The following is a 15667-nucleotide window of genomic DNA, read 5'->3' as shown; positions in this document are numbered from 1 at the left end:
TCAGCCCCCGGTCCCCGCACGAATGTGATCAAGGCGTGTCCGGGCGGCCGTCAGGAGGAGTTCCAGGGCGGCCGGGTAGGAGCTGGAGCGCATGGTGGCGACGAGATGGGGGGCGGTGGCCGCGATGTGCGGGTGGGTCTCGGCGGGCAGCCGGCCGTAGGTGCTCCGCCACACCTCTGCCTCGGCCTCGCGCGCGGCCCGGGGCAGGGCGGTGCCCGCGGAGTCCAGGGCGCCGAAGGCGAGGGCCTGGTCGACGAACGCGTGGTAGATCCGCACCGCCTCCGGCGCCGGGAAACCCGCCCGGCGCAGCACCCCGAGGATGCTCTCCACGGCCTGGATCTCATGGGCGCGCCCGGTGACGCGGTGGGCGCTGAGCATCGCCGCCCGGGGGTGCGCGAGGGCCCCGGCGTGCATGCGCAGGCCCAGGTCGCGCAGGTCGGCGGCCCAGTCGCCGGTCGGCCGCCAGGTCCGCAGGGTACGGCCGATCAGCTCGTCGGCGATGGCCAGCATCAGGTCGTCGGTGTGCCGGAAGTACCGGTAGAGGGAGCTGGGGTCGGCGCCGAGGGCCCGGCCGAGGCGGCGCACGGACAGCGCGTCGGCGCCGTGCTCCTCGATCAGCCGGAGGGCGGTCTCCACGATCAGCTCCTCGGACAGCATCACGCCCTGTTTGGTGGGGCGGCGGCGCTGCCGGGCGGCGGCCGGGACGACACGGTCGGTCATGAGGCCTCCCTGGGGGTGTGCCCGGCACCTTATGACAACACCGTTGACCTGTTAAGTACCCCGGCAGTTACATGTCCGGTCACCGGGGCCGTCCGGGGCCCCGCGGTGCGAGCGGAGAACCGGCCATGAGCGACACACCCTTGGGAGTGGATCCCCCCGCGCGGCCCGAGCTGCGCAGGTCCCTGAGCGTGGTGGACGGCGTCGCCGTCGCCGCCTCCAGTACGGCCGCCACGACCAGCATCGGCATCGGGCTCGGGGTGACCGCTGGCGTGGTCGGCCCGCACCTGCCGGCCATCATGCTGCTGGCGTTCCTGCCCGTCCTCGGCATCGCCGGGGCCTACTCGCGGCTGAACCGGGTGGAACCGAACGCGGGCAACGGCTACGTGTGGGTGGGCCGTTCGCTCAGCCCCTGGCTCGGCTTCATGGTCGGCTGGGTGAACTTCGTGGCGAGCGTGGCGTTCCTCGCCTACACGACGGCCGTCACCGGGTCGGCGCTGCTGCAGCTCGCCGGTGAAGCGGGGCTGCACCGGATCGGATCCCTCGGCCTCGACCCGGGCTCGACCGCCCAGACGACGGCGGTGGGGATCGTCGTCCTGGTCGCCGTCACCCTGACCGCCGTGACCGGTGTGCGCACGGCGGCCCGGCTGCAGACCGGGCTGCTGGTCTTCGAGTACGTGGTCCTGCTCGGGTTCTGCGGCTACGGCATCGTCACCGGGGCGCACTCCTTCAGCCTCTCCTGGTTCGACCCGTTCGCGATTCCCTCGGCGACCGCGCTGGCGCAGGGCCTGCTGCTGTCCGTGTTCTGCTACTGGGGCTTCGAGGCGGCGTTCACCGTCAACGAGGAGGTGCGCGACCCCCGGGACGCCTCCCGGGCCGGGACCATCACCCTGGTGACGATGCTCGGGCTGTTCCTGCTCGGCTCGGTGGCCTTCCAACGGGTCCTGTCCCAGGGAGAGCTGGCCGGTCACGGCGCGCAGGGGCTCGCCTACTACGGGGACCGGCTGGCCGACCAGCCGCTGGCCGCGCTGCCGCTGGTGGCGCTGATGTTCTCGGCGGTGGCCTCGCTGCAGGCCGGGGTCATCCCGACGGCGCGCGGGATGTTCGCGATGAGCCGGGACCGTACCCTCGGACCGGTGTGGTCCCGGGTCAGTGCCCAGTACGGGACTCCGGCGGCCGGGACGCTGCTGATCGGGGCGCTGGCCGTCGCGGTGGCGGCGGGCGCGCTGGTGATCCCCCGCCTCGCCGACATGATCGACGCGATCGTGAACGCCGTCGGCATCGTCGTCGCCCTGTCCTACGCGCTCACCGCGCTGGCGGCCGCCGTACGCTTCCGCTCGCTGCTGCGGGACGACTGGCGGCAGGGTGTCCGGGCGGTGCTGCTGCCCACGCTCAGCGCGCTGGCCCTGCTGGGCCTCGGCGGCTATCTCTGCTGGTCCTTCTACACCTCCGCCGACCATCTCGAACTCCGCGCGGACAACGGCTGGTTCCTGCTGCTGATGCCGGTCGCGATGATCGTGTCCGGGTTCGCGGTGGCCGCGTGGGCCAGGTGGGTGCGCAGGTCGCCGTACTTCCGTACCGGGGCGGGCAGAGACGCCGACGCGCCCGAGCTGCTCACCACCTCCAACTGACCTGTCAGGAAAGGCATCATGCACGCTGATCTCCTCTTCACCGGCGGTCCCGTCCTCACTCCGGACGGCCGTACGGCAACCTCTGTGGCCGTCACCGGGGACCGGATCACCGCCGTCGGGCACGACGAGCTGCGCGACCTCGCCGGGCCGCGCACGGACGTGGTCGACCTCGCCGGCCGGCTGCTGCTGCCCGGCTTCCAGGACGCTCACGTACATCCGGTGCCGGCGGGTCTGGAACTGGCCCAGTGCGATCTGTCGGGCCGGGCGACGGCCGAGGAGACCGTGGCCGCCGTACGGGCGTACGCCGAGGCCCGTCCGGAGCGGGAGTGGATCCTGGGCGGCGGCTGGTCGATGGAGGCGTTCGAGGGGGGTACGCCGACGAAGGAGCTGCTGGACGCGGTGGTACCGGACCGCCCGGTGTATCTGCCCAACCGGGACCACCACGGCGCCTGGGTCAACAGCCGGGCGCTGGAGCTGGCCGGGATCGACCGGGACACGCCCGACCCGGCCGACGGGCGGATCGAGCGGGACGCCTCCGGAGAGCCGAGCGGCACGCTCCAGGAGGGTGCGATGCAGCTGGTCGGCCGGCTCACCCCGCCCGCCACACCGGCCGACCGGCTGGCCGCGCTGCTGCACGCCCAGCGGCATCTGCACGCGCTCGGCATCACCGCCTGGCAGGACGCGCTCGTCGGTGACTTCCTCGGGATGGACGACCCGGCCGCGGCCTATCTCACGGCGGCGCGGGACGGCTCGCTCACCGCGCGGGTGCGGGGCGCGCTGTGGTGGGACCGGGAACGCGGGGCCGAGCAGATCCCCGAACTCGCGGAGAAGCGGGCGGCGTTGAGCCGCGGCCGGTTCCGGGCGGGCACGGTGAAGCTGATGCTGGACGGGGTCGCCGAGAACGGTACGGCCGCCTTGCTGGATCCCTATCTGGACCGGTGCGGGTGCGCGACCGCCAACCGCGGCAAGAGCTTCATCGACCCGGGACAACTGCCCAAGTACGTCACCGAGTTGGACGCCCTTGGCTTCCAGTGCCACTTCCACGCGCTGGGCGACCGGGCCGTACGCGACGCGCTGGACGCGATCGAGGCGGCCCGTGCCGCGAACGGGCCGAGCGACACCCGGCCGCACCTGGCGCATCTTCAGGTCGTGCACCCGGACGACGTGCCGCGATTCGCCCGGCTCGACGCGACCGCGAACATCCAGCCGCTGTGGGCGGCGCACGAGCCGCAGATGGACGAGCTGACGATCCCGTTCCTCGGCGCGGAGAGGGCCGCGTGGCAGTACCCGTTCGGGGCGCTGCTGCGTTCGGGGGCGCGGCTCGCGGCGGGCAGCGACTGGCCGGTGAGCAGCCCCGATCCGCTGCAGGGCATCCATGTCGCGGTCAACCGGGTCGAGCCGGGCGGCAGCGGCCCGGTGTTCCTGCCGCAGGAGCGGCTCGGCCTCGCGGACGCGCTGACGGCGTACACGGCCGGGTCCGCGTACGTGAACCATCTGGACGACACCGGCCGGGTGGCCGTCGGCGCGCTCGCCGATCTGGTGGTGCTGGACCGCGATCCGTTCGCCGGGCCGCCGGAGGCGGTCGCGGAGACGGCGGTGGCGCTCACCTACGTGGGGGGTGAGCGGGTGTACGCCGCCGAATGAGTGCGTGGGCCGCCGTCCGGGTCCCCCGCAGCCGGCCGGAACGGTTCAGCGGGCCTGCTGGAAGGTCCGGCGGTACGTCTGCGGGGACACCCCGATCGCCGCGTGCAGGTGCTGGCGCAGCGAGGCGCCGGTGGCGAAGCCGACCTCGGCGGCGATCCGGTCGACCGGCAGGTCGCTGGACTCCAGCAGATGCCGGGCGCGGGCCACGCGCTGCTGGATCAGCCAGCGGCCGGGGCTGAGGCCGACCTCGTCGTTGAAGCGGCGGGCGAAGGTGCGCAGGCTCATCCGGGCGTGGCCGGCGAGGTCGGACAGCGTGAGCGGCTCGTCCAGGCGCTCCAGCGCCCAGGCGCGGGTCGCGGCCGTGCTCGCCGCGCCGCTGACGGGGACCGGCTGCTCGATGTACTGGGCCTGGCCGCCGTCCCGGAACGGCGGGACGACACAGCGGCGGGCGACGGAGTTGGCCAGCTCAGCGCCGTGGTCGGTGCGGACGATGTGCAGGCAGATGTCCACACCGGAGGCGGCGCCGGCCGAGGTGAGGATGCGGCCGTCGGCGACGAACAGGACGTCCGGGTCGAGGTCCACCCGCGGGAAGCGGCGGCGGAACAGGTCGGCCACCTGCCAGTGGGTGGTGGCCCGGCGGCCGTCGAGCAGGCCGGCCTCGGCGAGCACGAACGCGGCCGTGCAGATCGAGACGATCCGGGCGTCCGGGCGGATGTGGGCGAGGGCCGCGGCGACCTCGTCCGGCAGTCCGGCGGGGATGTGGGCGGGCGGCATCGAGGTGACCACCACGGTGTCCGCCGTCCGAAGGATCTCCGGGCCGTGTTCGACACCGATCGTGAAGTCGGCGTTGGTGCGCACCGGGCGGCCGTCGACCGTACAGGTCAGCACCTCGTACCGGCCGTCGGCGGCCCCCAGGATGCGGCTGGGGATGCCCAGCTCGAAGGGGTAGACGCCGTCGAGGGCCAGGACGACCACCCGCTCGGGACTCCGTTTGCCATGCATGGCACGATCTTATCGAAGGTTGGCATTCATGCCATTTTCCGGGAGGGCTGCTCCGGGCAGGCTGGGTGACCATGAGCGATGTGAACACGATGCGAGCCATCGGCCAGGACGTCCTCGGCGGTCCCGAGGTCCTGAAGGAAGTACGGATGCAGCGGCCGAAGCCGGGCCCCAACCAGGTGCTGGTCCGGGTCCGGGCGGCCGGGGTCAACCCCACCGACTGGAAGCACCGGGCCACCGGCGGCTTCCTGGGCGAGCCGCCGTTCGTCCTCGGCTGGGACGTCTCCGGCGAGGTCGTCGAGACCGGGATCGGCGTGGCCGCCTTCGAGCCCGGCGACGAGGTCTTCGGCATGCTGCCCTACCCGTACGGCCACGGCTCGCACGCCGAGTACGTGATCGCCCCGGTGCGCGCCCTGGCGCACAAGCCGGCCTCGATCGACCACACCCAGGCGGGCGCGCTGCCGCTGGTGTCCCTGACCGCCTGGCAGGCGCTGACCGAGCACGCGGACGTGCGGCCCGGACAGCGGGTGCTGATCCACGCGGCGGCCGGCGGGGTCGGGCATGTGGCGGTGCAGATCGCCAAGGCGCGCGGTGCGTATGTGATCGGCACGGCCAGCGCGGGCAAGCACGACTTCCTGCGGGAGATCGGCGTGGACGAGCCGGTCGACTACCGGGCGACCGACGTCACCGAGGCGGTGCGGGACGTCGACGTGGTCCTGGACACGCTCGGCGGCGAGACCTCCGTGGAGTCGCTGAAGGTGCTGCGGCCGGGCGGTGTGGTGGTGTCGATCCTGCCGGTGGGCTCGACGGAGTTCCACGACGAGGCCGAGCGGCGCGGTGTACGGGCCGTGCGCATGCTGGTGGACGCCGACCGGGCCGGGATGGAGAAGGTCGCGGAGCTGGCGGAGTCCGGGAAGCTGAAGGCGACGATCGCCGGGACGTTCCCGCTGGCCGAGGCGGCGAAGGCGCATGAAGTGGGCGACACCGGACGGACCACGGGGAAGCTGGTCCTTCTGGTCGACTGAGCGGCAACGCTCGGCCTGCTGAGAAGGGTTACCGGACGACACGCCTCAAACTCGAAGACATATGTCAACCGAACATGCTCAAATTCCTTCCATCGAGGGTAACTTGACGATCGGGAGACCGACGTCCGGGCACGGGTGGGAGGTGATGCCGTCGTGCGAGACGAGCCTGCACCGCTCACCCGTCACCTCCGTGTGTACGAGCACCGGGCGCACACGGTGCTGGAGTTGCGGGGCGAGATCGACCTGGTCTCGGCGACGGAGGTCGGCCCGTTGCTGGACCGGGTCACCGGCCGGCCCGGGGCACTCGTCGTCATCGACCTGCGGTCGGTGGAGTTCTTCGACTGTTCGGGGCTGCGGCTGCTGTACCGGGCCCGCGCCAGGGTGCTGGACGGCGGCGGGCAGGTGCACCTGGTGTGCACGCATCCGCTGACCCTGCGCGTCTTCCGGGTCACGGGTCTGTCCCGGCTGCTGCCGCCGCAGCCGACGCTGGACGCGGCCCTGGCTACGACTGCTCGAACAGGGCGCTGACCGATTCACCGTTGTGGATGCGCCGTACGGCCTCGGCGAGGGCCGGGGCGATGGTGAGCACCCTCAGCTTGTCGGTGTGCCGCTCCTCCGTGGGGGGCGGCACGGTGTTGGTGCAGACGATCTCCAGCACGTCCGGCTGCTCGCTCAGCCGCTTCAGCGCACCCGCCGCGAACAGCCCGTGCGTGCACGCCACCCGGACCGTTCGGGCACCCAGCTCCCGCAGCCGGGCCAGGAGTTCCACCACCGTGCTGCCCTTGGCGATCTCGTCGTCCAGCACGATGACGTCCCGGCCGGTGACATCGCCGATGACGGAGCTGATGGTCACCCGGTCGTCCGCGAACCGCTGTTTGGCTCCGGCCGCCACCGGAGCCCCGATCAGCCGGGCGAAGGCGGCGGCCTCTTTTGCGTTGCCGAGGTCCGGCGAGACGACCGTGGTGTGGGTCAGGTCGTACTGCCGGAAGTGCGCGGCGAGTTCGCGCAGCGCGTTCAGATGGTCCACCGGCACCGAGAAGAAGCCGTGCACCTGCGGGGAGTGCAGGGTCATGGCGAGCACCCGGCCCGCGCCCGCCGCCACGAGCAGATCGGCGACCAGCCGGCCGCCGATGGAGATGCGCGGCGCGTCCTTCTTGTCGGAGCGGGCGTAGGAGTAGTGGGGCATGACGACGGTGATCCGGGCCGCGGAGGCGCCCCGGGCGGCGTCGCACATCAGCAGCAGCTCCACCAGGTGCTCCTGCACCGGCCGGACCAGCGGCTGGATCAGGAAGACGTCCCGCTCCCGGCAGTTGGCCTGGAGCTGCACCCCGAGGCAGTCGTTGGCGAACCGGCTCATGCGGGTCGGGCTGAGCGGTACGCCGAGGTGGGCGCAGACCTCGTGGGCCAGGTCGGGGTGGGCACTGCCGCTGAAGACGGCGATGTCTCGCATGATCCGCTCCTCGCCTGATCACCGCAGGACCGGGATCATGCTACCGACCGGGGCCGCACCGGTAGAGGGTCTGGGCGGTCGCCGTCCGCGCGTCGCCGAACGGGGTCGTCCCGCCGTAGGCCGAGGCCGGGACCTCGGTGCAGGCGGACCGCACCCAGGCGGTGATCTGCGTGGCGGCCGTCCTCCCGGTGCCTGCGGACGCGGGGCCCATGCCGCGGCCGCCGCCCAGCAGCACGTACCGCACCTTGCCGTCGTCGACCAGCCGCCGGAACTGCGCCTGGGTGGGAAACGGCACACGGCCGCTGAAGCCGCCGAGCGGCAGCACGTGGGCGCCGGTCGCCAGGATGTACGGCGACGCGGTGCTCCAGCTCCCGGCGGCGAACACGTAGGTGGCGGCGCCCTGGTGCGCACGGGTGTAGTCGAGCAGCCGGCGCTGGTCCTCGCTCAGGGAGCCGCTGCCGTCGGCGCCCCCGAAGCCGCCCCAGCCGCCGGAACCGTCCCCGCCGACGGATCCGATCCGGCCCGAGCCGCGCATGCCACCGGGGACCGCCTGCCCGAACGTGCCGCCGCCGGCCCACGCCGCCCGGCCGAGCCGACCGGGTCCCGAACCTGCCGCCCCGGGACCGCGGTTCAGGGCGGACGGGCCGATCGCGCCCATGGCGGAGGTGCGGTAACCGGGGGTGAAGACCTGTACGGCCCATGCGCTCGGCGCGAGGAGCAGGGCGGCCAGGGCGGCGGCCGGCCCGGCGAGCGCGAGGCGGCCCGCCGCGCGGGGCCCTCCGGGCCGGGCGAGGAGGAGCAGCACCACCGCGGCGATGCCGAGCACGGTCACCGTGGGGGCCAGCCAGGGCAGGAACGACGGGAACCGGCCCGCCAGGTACGCACTCCAGGCGGCCGTCGCCGCGACCGCGCCCGGCAGGGCCCGGGCGCGGCGGCCGCCGGCCCGGTGGGCGCGCCACATCAGCACGCTCCCGGCACCGGTGAGCGCGGCGAGCGGTACCGCGATGACGCCCATGTAGTACGTGTGGCCGCCGACGCTGCCTGCGCTGAAGACCAGGAAGTACAGGGCGAGCCAGGCGGTCCACAGGACGTATCCGGCGCGCAGCCGGTCGGTGCGCGGCCGTCCCCGGCACCACAGCAGTCCGCAAACTGCGGCCACCGCGGCGAACGGGTAGAACCAGCCGGTCTGCGAGGCGAGCGCCGTACCGAACATCTTCGACCAGCCGTTCTGGCCCTCGCCGAACCCGCCGGCGCCGCGACGGCCCGCACCCGCCCCGGCCGTGGCCGGGGTGACCGCCGGTCCACGAGCGTCCCGGACGAGCCCGGCACCCGTGCCAACGGCGCCGCCGAATGTCCGTCCGGCGCCGGTGTGGCCGCCTCCGCCGCCCTGGGTCGCGCTCACGCTGCCCGTGGAGGCCGCGCTGATGCCGAGCGAGGAGAAGCGGTTCAGGAAGTTGTAGCCGACCACCATGCTGAACGCGGAGTTGTTGGTGGTGCCATCCACGTACGGCCGGTCCTGGGCCGGGGTGAGGGTGACGGCGAGCATCCACGACGCCGACACGGCGGTCATCACCAGGGCGGACACACCGAGGTGCAGCAGACGCCGCCGCAGGGTGAGGGGTGCCGACAGCAAATAGACCAGGGCGAGCGCCGGCAGTACGGCCCACGCCTCGAGCATCTTGGCCTGGAAGCCCAGGCCGACCCAGGCACCGGCCGCCAGCAGCGGGCGCAACCGGCCGTCGCGGGCGGCGCGCCCGGTGGCCTCGGCCGCCAGCAGCAGGCACAGCGTGAACGCGGGGTCCTCGACCGCGGTGCGGAACAACCCGACCGCCACGGGGGTCACCAGGAAGGCCGTGCAGGCGATCAGCGCCGCGTTCACCCCCGCCCAGCGGCGCACCAGGCGGTGCAGGACTAGCAGACTGGCCACTCCCTCCAGGACCTGCGGCAGGACCAGCGCCCAGGGGTGGAATCCGAAAAGCCTCGCGGAGAGCGCCTGCGGCCACAGGAATCCGGGCAGTTTGTCGAGCGTGATGGAATTCCCGGGGTCGAAAGAGCCGTAGAAGAACGCCTTCCAGCTCTCCGTCATGCTGCGGGCGGCGCTCGCATAGAACGTGTGGTACTGGCTGTGGTCGATGCCCCAGCTGTAGAGGACGGCGGCGAGCACGGTGAGGAGCAGCAGCGCCGGGCGCGCGTACGCGGGCTCGTCCGCCGGTGATCGCCAGAGTGCGCGGCGGGCGGCACCGGTGGACGCGGTTGTGTCGAGGACGTTCGTGGCCATGCGCAGCAGTGTTCGTCAACCGCCCGCCCCCACCACGCCGTAGCGGCCCGCTTCAAGGAAACTCTCACCACACCCAGGGCATCTCTTTAATCACACGACATGGAATTTGCGGCGGAAAAGCGCGTTCCTTACCTGCGACTGGATTCCGCTGTACACAGGAATCCGACAGCCGTCGCACAGGTGCCGGTCAGCCGCCGAACACCGCCGGCAGGGCCAGTACCCCCAGCACCGTGGCGCCCATCAGCAGCCAGGCCACGTAGTCGCCGACATGGCCGGACTGCAGCCGGCGCAGGAACCGGGACCAGTCGGGGGCGGCGGTCCAGTGCGGGCGGGCCACCGCGAGACCGGCGAGGGCCAGGGCCAGTGCGGTGGAGGCCAGGCCCAGCAGGACACCGTGCACCGTCCACTGCGCCGAGGCCTGGGCGCCGCCCGACCCCGCCTCGTTGACGGAACGGGCCACCAGGTCGCCGAATCCGGGGACCGATCCGACGGCGAGGGCGGCGGCGAGCAGCACGGCGGGGACCGTCGTCATGGTGTCCGGGATCCGGCTCAGCGGTCCGGTCGTCTCCGGTTCCTCCTCGGATCCGCTGGTCTCCAGGTCGGCGTCGGCTTCCTCGGGGCGCGGCCCGAGGCCGCGGAACACCCGTGCGGTGACCCGCAGGACGGCGCCGGCGGTGATCGCGGAGGCGGCCACGTACACCACGGTGAGCGGGCCGCCGACCGCCTCCTCGGTGACCGCCTTGCCGAGACCCGTACCGAACGGGGGCAGGCCCGCGAGACCGAGACCGCCCACGGCGAACATCACCGCGGTCGCGCGCAGTTCACGGGCCCGGCCGTACAGCGTGTGCTCGTCGAGGCCGCCGTAGCGGTCGAGCAGGACGCCCGCGCAGGCGAACAGCGCGGCCTTCACTCCGGCGTGCCCGAGGATGTAGAGGGCGACCCCGTCGTCGCCCCGCGGGGTGAGGACGCCGATGCCCACGAGGAACAGCCCCGTGTGGGCGACGGTGGAGTAGGCGAGGAGCCGCTTGATGTGCCGCTGGTACCAGCACATGACGGCGCCGGTCGCGGCCGTGAGCTCGCCGAGCGTCACCAGGGCCCGGGTCAGGTCGGCGGCGGGGATTCCGCCGGGTCCGGCGAAGACGGTGCCGTACACCCGCCAGACGCCGTAGACGCCGAGTTCGACCATCACCCCGGACAGCAGCATGCACACCGGGGTGGGGGCGACGGCGTGGGCGTCCGGGAGCCAGAAGTGGAAGGGCACGGCGGCCGCCTTCACCAGCAGCCCGGTCAGCACGAGGACGAAGGAGGCGAGGACCAGCGCGTCCGCACCGCCGTGCCCGGCCGCCGCGTCGAGACCGCGCCCGATCTTCGCCATGGCCAGCTCGCCGGTACGGGCGTACAGCAGGCCGATACCCATCAACATGGCGTAGGCGCCGAGGGAGTTGACGACACCGAAGGTCAGCGCGCCCTGTACGGCCTTCGGGTCGTCGATGCGGTAGCCGGTGAGCGCGTACGCGGTGACGCTCATCAGCTCGAAGAAGACGAACGCGTTGAACAGGTCGCCCGCGATGGCGAACCCGCACATGGCGCCCTGGAACACCAGCATCAGCGCGGTGAAGGCGCCGGGGTGACCGCGCGGCGGTTCGTCGAAATACCGCCAGGAGTAGGCGAGTGCGGCCAGTGTCAGCAGGCAGACCAGCGCGGCCATGCCGAGCGAGGGGCCGTCGCCGACGACGACGATGCCGACGCTCTCGCCGTCGACGGGCTGCCAGCCGCCGACCCACTCGACCATCGGCGGTGAGGAGTTCAGCAGCAGCACCAGCGCGAGGGCGGCCGTACCGCCGGAGACCACGAAGCCGGTGATCTCCGCGGCGATCCGGGGCAGACGGCGGCCGATGGCCACCAGCAGGGCGGCGCCGAGCAGGGGGATCGCGACCAGCAGCGGGAGCAGATGGGGCATCAGCCGCGCAGCTCCCGCAGTTCGTCGGGGTCAACCGTGCCGTGCCGTTTGGCGATCTGCAGGACGAGGGCGAGCAGCAGGGCGGTGGCGGTGGCGCCGACGACGATGTCGGTGAGGGTGAGCGCCTGGACGACCGGGTCGACCAGCGGCCGGGAGCCGGGCTCGAGGTCGGAGAAGACGGGTGCGGTGCCGCCGTTCCGGTAGCCGACCGCCAGCAGCAGCACATAGGTGGAGGACTGGCAGACCGCGAGACAGCCGACGGCATGGATGAGGTTGCGGCTGGTGGCGAGGCCGTAGCAGCCGGTCAGGAAGACGTAGGCGGCGACCAGGTAGGGAAGGACGTGCATCACGGTGGTCAACTCCCGTGCTCCTCCTCGATCTCGACGGCCTGGTCGAGGAAGTTCGCGAGCAGCACGACGACCGCGCTCGCCACCTCGATGCCGATGGCCGCGTTCAGCAGGGGGACGGTGCCGCCGGAGGACAGCGTGTTGAAGGTGCCGTACGGCAGCAGCGTGTTGGCCAGGAAGGCGGTGCCGGCCAGGACTCCGGCGAGGCCCAGCACCAGGTAGGAGGAGACGGCGAGGGCGTCGGAGGCCTCGTAGACGGCGAGCGGGCGGATGCGTTCCAGCGCGCGGTAGTCGGCGCCGAGGTACAGCAGGTGCAGGGCGGTCGCCGCGACGACTCCGCCCTGGAAGCCGCCGCCCGGGCTGAGCTGGCCGTGGGCGATGACGTAGAGACCGGTGACCAGGGCGACGGGCAGCACGATCAGGGCGTAGCGGCGGACCGGCCGGGCCACCTCGGCGGGTTGCGGCTGTGCCCGGTGCTCGTCGCGGGCCTGGCGCAGCAGCACCACACAGCCGAGGACGGCGGCGAACAGGATGGTCATCTCTCCGACGGTGTCGTAGGCGCGCTGGTCGAAGTTGACGGAGGCGATGGTGTTGGCGGTGTGCCGGGTGAGGGAGGCGTGCACGGCCCGGGTGCCGTACGGATGGCTCCGGCCGCCGAAGCCGGGCAGGTCGAGGCAGGCGGTGACGAGCAGGGCGGCCAGGCCGGCGCCGCCGACGGCCAGCAGGGCGAGCCGCAGCCGGTTCACTTCGCACCACCGTCCTCCGGGCGACCGCGGCGTCTGACCTTGCGCACGCTCAGCATGATCAGTAGCGGGGTGAGCGCGGAGCCGACGGCCAGCTGGGACAGGCCGACGTCCGGTGCCTGGAGCACGGTGAACAGGACGGCGAGCACGGACCCGAGCACGGACAGCACCAGTGCCTGCCGTGCGGGGTCGCGCTGGACGACGGCGGCGGTGGCGCAGCCGGCCATCAGCAGCAGGGCCACGACGATCACGGCATCGTCCACGCCGCACCTCCGCCCGGTCCGCCCGACAGTACGCCGGCCACCGCGCGCCCCTGCGACGCGCGTACTCCCCCATCGGCTCCGACGCACTGCTCCACCCGGTCCACCAGCACATCGGCGACGGCATGACCGGGCAGCCCTCGTGCGCTCACCCGGAACGCGACGCCTTCCCGCCGGCGCCTCGCGGGCACGTCGGCCGTCCCACGTCCCGGCGGCCCGTCGGCCCTCCCGGGTCCTGGCAGGCCCTCAGCGACCCCGCGCCCCTGGGGGTGCCTCACAGCCATGCCGCATCCGGGCCGCCGGGCCACTGGCAGGCTCACCGGCACGCCCGCCGCCGCGCAACGCCGCGCCAACACGCCCACGCCCGGGCGTCCATGGGGGCTGTCCGGGCTCCTGTCAGCCACCCCGCACCCCCCGGAATCCGCCGGACAGGGCGCGGGAGGCGATCACGTTGCCGCTGATGAGGAGGGCGCCGATGACCAGGAGCTTCGCCATGGCGCGGCCGGGGCCGGTGGCGGCGCAGACAGCGGCCACGACCGCCGCGCTGAGTGCGGCGGCGGTCCAGGTCAGCCCCCACGCGCTCGGCCGTTCGCCCTCCAGGTCGTCCGAGAGGAGCCGGGCGAAGACGAGCGTGCCGACCGGGCCGAGCAGGGCCAGCAGCAGGGCGAGGTCGACGTAGGCCGGGCGGCCGTAGCCCTGGGAGAACAGCAGCAGGGCCGGGCACAGGGCCGAGGTGGTCATGTTCTGGGCGACGACCCGGCGGGCCGGTCCTCCCGTGGTGACGCCCCACAGAGCGGCCGCCCCTCCCCCGCCCAGTTCGACGGTCGCCGCGAGGATCCAGCCGTTCACCGCCAGGTCACCGCCCGCCGGCCGGCCCGCGCCAGCAGCGCCCCGACCGCCGCGGCGCTCCCGCCGACGACCCGTTCGAGGGTGTCGACCGATGTGATGAACACCAGCCACAGCAGCGCCAGCGCACCCCACCAGGCCAGGAGTTCACCGAAGGTGAGGAGAACCGTGCGGGAGGCCGTACGCCGGGTCATCCGCCACCTCCTCGGTCCGCTCTGCACACGTGCGCGGCGATAGGTCCGATGCGCCGCTCGGGGCATCCAAGCACCGCCGGGTCCCTGGAGGGGCGGCGGCACGCGGGTCCGCAACCGGAGTGCCCCGGGAGCGTGAAAGGAAACGTCCCCTGGCATCCGGAGCTCGCCGCCCGGCAACCTCCCCACTGCGCGGGAGAGTTCACCGCCGGAGATGCCCGTGCCGCATGACGGCCCGTCAACAGCAGGTCTGCACCAGGGTATTGACGCCTCCTTTTCTCACTCCTTAAATCAAGAGGCAACTCCATCCCCCACGCCGAACGGAGAACCATGGCCTCCCCACGCCTGCTCCGCAGATGTCTCCTCGCCGCCCTGTCCGCCGCCCTGGTCGGTTCCGCCGCCGTCGGTCCGGCACGGGCCCAGGCCGCCGCGCCAGCGGCGGCGACCGTCACCACCTTCTCCGACAACTTCGACGGGCCCGCGGGCTCCGCGGTCGACTCCTCGAAGTGGAATCTGGAGACCGGCGACAACGTCAACAACCACGAACGGGAGTACTACACCTCGGGCACGAACAACGCGGCCCTGGACGGCCAGGGCCACCTGGTCATCACGGCCCGCAAGGAGAACCCGGCCGGTTACCAGTGCTGGTACGGCAGCTGCCAGTACACCTCGGCCCGGCTGAACACCGCCGGGAAGTTCAACGCCCAGTACGGGCACGTCGAGGCGCGGATGAAGATACCGCGCGGTCAGGGCATGTGGCCGGCGTTCTGGATGCTCGGCACGCCCGTGAACTGGCCCGACTCGGGCGAGATCGACGTGATGGAGAACGTCGGCTTCGAACCCTCGACCGTGCACGGCACCATCCACGGCCCCGGCTACTCGGGATCCGGCGGGATCGGCGCGGCCTACAGCCTGCCGAACGGACAGGCCTTCGCGGACGCCTTCCACACGTTCGCCGTCGACTGGGCGCCCGGCTCGATCACCTGGTCCGTGGACGGGACCGTCTACGAGCGGCGCACGCCCGCCGACCTGGGCGGAAAGACCTGGGTGTTCGACAACAAGCCGTTCTTCCTGATCCTGAACCTGGCCGTCGGCGGCTACTGGCCCGGCGACCCGGACGCGAGCACCCAGTTCCCGCAGCAACTGGTGGTGGACTCGGTGTCGGTGACGACGAGCGACAGCGCGGCCGGGGTGCCGATACGGGGCCTGGCCGGCAAGTGCGTGGACGTGGCCGGCGCGAACTCCGCGAACGGCACACCGGTGCAGCTCTACGACTGCAACGGCACGGCCGCGCAGCAGTGGACGGTCGGCTCGGACGGCACGATCCGGGCGCTCGGCAAGTGCCTGGACGTGACCGGCAACGGCACCGCGGACGGCTCGACCGTCCAGCTGTGGGACTGCACCGGCGGCCCGAACCAGAAGTGGACCGTCACCGGGGCGCACGACATCGTCAATCCGCAGGCCGACAAGTGCCTCGACGTGACCGGGAACAACTCGGCCAACGGCACCCGTCTGCAGATCTGGACGTGCACGGGCGGCGCCAACCAGAAGTGGACGGTCGGCTGAGCCGCGCGCC

At 72.8% G+C, this 15667-nt stretch carries 15 protein-coding genes; 5 read left to right on the top strand and 10 right to left on the bottom strand.

Annotated features, from left to right (window positions below; genetic code table 11):
* On the bottom strand, window positions 1-720 hold the full coding sequence (locus ACWDEN_RS07780) for a TetR/AcrR family transcriptional regulator (protein ID WP_351618111.1): 720 nt from the start codon (window positions 718-720) through the stop codon (window positions 1-3).
* Between the two features lie 125 nt (window positions 721-845).
* Between ACWDEN_RS07780 and ACWDEN_RS07775 the strand changes: the two genes are divergently transcribed.
* Together ACWDEN_RS07775 and ACWDEN_RS07770 are read left to right on the top strand one after the other, a co-directional pair.
* On the top strand, window positions 846-2348 hold the full coding sequence (locus tag ACWDEN_RS07775) for an APC family permease (RefSeq protein ID WP_450857888.1): 1503 nt from the start codon (window positions 846-848) through the stop codon (window positions 2346-2348).
* A gap of 18 nt (window positions 2349-2366) precedes the next feature.
* Entirely contained in the window at window positions 2367-3992 is a 1626-nt protein-coding gene (locus tag ACWDEN_RS07770; RefSeq protein ID WP_450857886.1) for an amidohydrolase, read from the top strand.
* A gap of 45 nt (window positions 3993-4037) precedes the next feature.
* Here ACWDEN_RS07770 and ACWDEN_RS07765 read toward each other — a convergent pair whose 3' ends face one another.
* The gene (locus tag ACWDEN_RS07765; RefSeq protein ID WP_450857884.1) at window positions 4038-4994 is read right to left on the bottom strand and encodes a GlxA family transcriptional regulator; all 957 of its coding nucleotides are present in this window, start codon (window positions 4992-4994) and stop codon (window positions 4038-4040) included.
* 71 nt (window positions 4995-5065) lie between these two features.
* On the opposite strand from ACWDEN_RS07765, the gene ACWDEN_RS07760 reads away from it, so the two are divergent.
* Together ACWDEN_RS07760 and ACWDEN_RS07755 are read left to right on the top strand one after the other, a co-directional pair.
* The gene (locus ACWDEN_RS07760) at window positions 5066-6016 is read left to right on the top strand and encodes an NADP-dependent oxidoreductase (protein ID WP_351618104.1); all 951 of its coding nucleotides are present in this window, start codon (window positions 5066-5068) and stop codon (window positions 6014-6016) included.
* Between the two features lie 153 nt (window positions 6017-6169).
* Complete coding sequence (locus ACWDEN_RS07755; RefSeq protein ID WP_351618103.1) at window positions 6170-6544, top strand: anti-sigma factor antagonist; 375 nt, start codon at window positions 6170-6172, stop codon at window positions 6542-6544.
* On the opposite strand, the gene ACWDEN_RS07750 is transcribed toward ACWDEN_RS07755, so the two are convergent.
* The 8 genes from ACWDEN_RS07750 to ACWDEN_RS07715 form a co-directional block, all read right to left on the bottom strand.
* Window positions 6519-7466, bottom strand: a complete 948-nt coding sequence (locus ACWDEN_RS07750; protein ID WP_351618101.1) for a ribose-phosphate diphosphokinase — start codon at window positions 7464-7466, stop codon at window positions 6519-6521. The two genes, ACWDEN_RS07755 and ACWDEN_RS07750, sit on opposite strands and share 26 nt — an antisense overlap.
* Window positions 7467-7506: 40 nt before the next feature.
* On the bottom strand, window positions 7507-9744 hold the full coding sequence (locus tag ACWDEN_RS07745; protein ID WP_450857881.1) for an ArnT family glycosyltransferase: 2238 nt from the start codon (window positions 9742-9744) through the stop codon (window positions 7507-7509).
* A gap of 187 nt (window positions 9745-9931) precedes the next feature.
* The gene (locus ACWDEN_RS07740) at window positions 9932-11704 is read right to left on the bottom strand and encodes a complex I subunit 5 family protein (RefSeq protein WP_450857879.1); all 1773 of its coding nucleotides are present in this window, start codon (window positions 11702-11704) and stop codon (window positions 9932-9934) included.
* Window positions 11704-12051, bottom strand: coding sequence for a sodium:proton antiporter (locus tag ACWDEN_RS07735; RefSeq protein ID WP_351618150.1), 348 nt, complete (start codon window positions 12049-12051; stop codon window positions 11704-11706). The genes ACWDEN_RS07740 and ACWDEN_RS07735 overlap by 1 nt, the downstream gene beginning before the upstream one ends.
* A gap of 8 nt (window positions 12052-12059) precedes the next feature.
* On the bottom strand, window positions 12060-12797 hold the full coding sequence (locus tag ACWDEN_RS07730) for an MnhB domain-containing protein (RefSeq protein ID WP_351618096.1): 738 nt from the start codon (window positions 12795-12797) through the stop codon (window positions 12060-12062).
* Window positions 12794-13057, bottom strand: coding sequence for a Na(+)/H(+) antiporter subunit B (locus tag ACWDEN_RS07725; protein WP_351618095.1), 264 nt, complete (start codon window positions 13055-13057; stop codon window positions 12794-12796). Before ACWDEN_RS07725 ends, ACWDEN_RS07730 begins: the two co-directional genes overlap by 4 nt.
* Window positions 13058-13450: 393 nt before the next feature.
* Complete coding sequence (locus ACWDEN_RS07720) at window positions 13451-13903, bottom strand: MrpF/PhaF family protein (RefSeq protein WP_450857877.1); 453 nt, start codon at window positions 13901-13903, stop codon at window positions 13451-13453.
* On the bottom strand, window positions 13900-14094 hold the full coding sequence (locus ACWDEN_RS07715) for a hypothetical protein (protein ID WP_351618091.1): 195 nt from the start codon (window positions 14092-14094) through the stop codon (window positions 13900-13902). Before ACWDEN_RS07715 ends, ACWDEN_RS07720 begins: the two co-directional genes overlap by 4 nt.
* Before the next feature lie 327 nt (window positions 14095-14421).
* Here ACWDEN_RS07715 and ACWDEN_RS07710 point away from each other — a divergent pair, with 327 nt between their 5' ends.
* Window positions 14422-15657 carry an RICIN domain-containing protein gene (locus tag ACWDEN_RS07710; protein WP_351618088.1) on the top strand — a complete coding sequence of 412 codons (1236 nt, stop codon included), beginning with the start codon at window positions 14422-14424 and terminating at the stop codon, window positions 15655-15657.
* Window positions 15658-15667 lie beyond the last annotated feature (10 nt).

Source organism: Streptomyces sp. NPDC001153, from assembly GCF_053598315.1.
The sequence above is the reverse complement of the archived record's forward strand: the minus strand, read 5'-3'. Positions and strand labels throughout refer to the sequence as shown.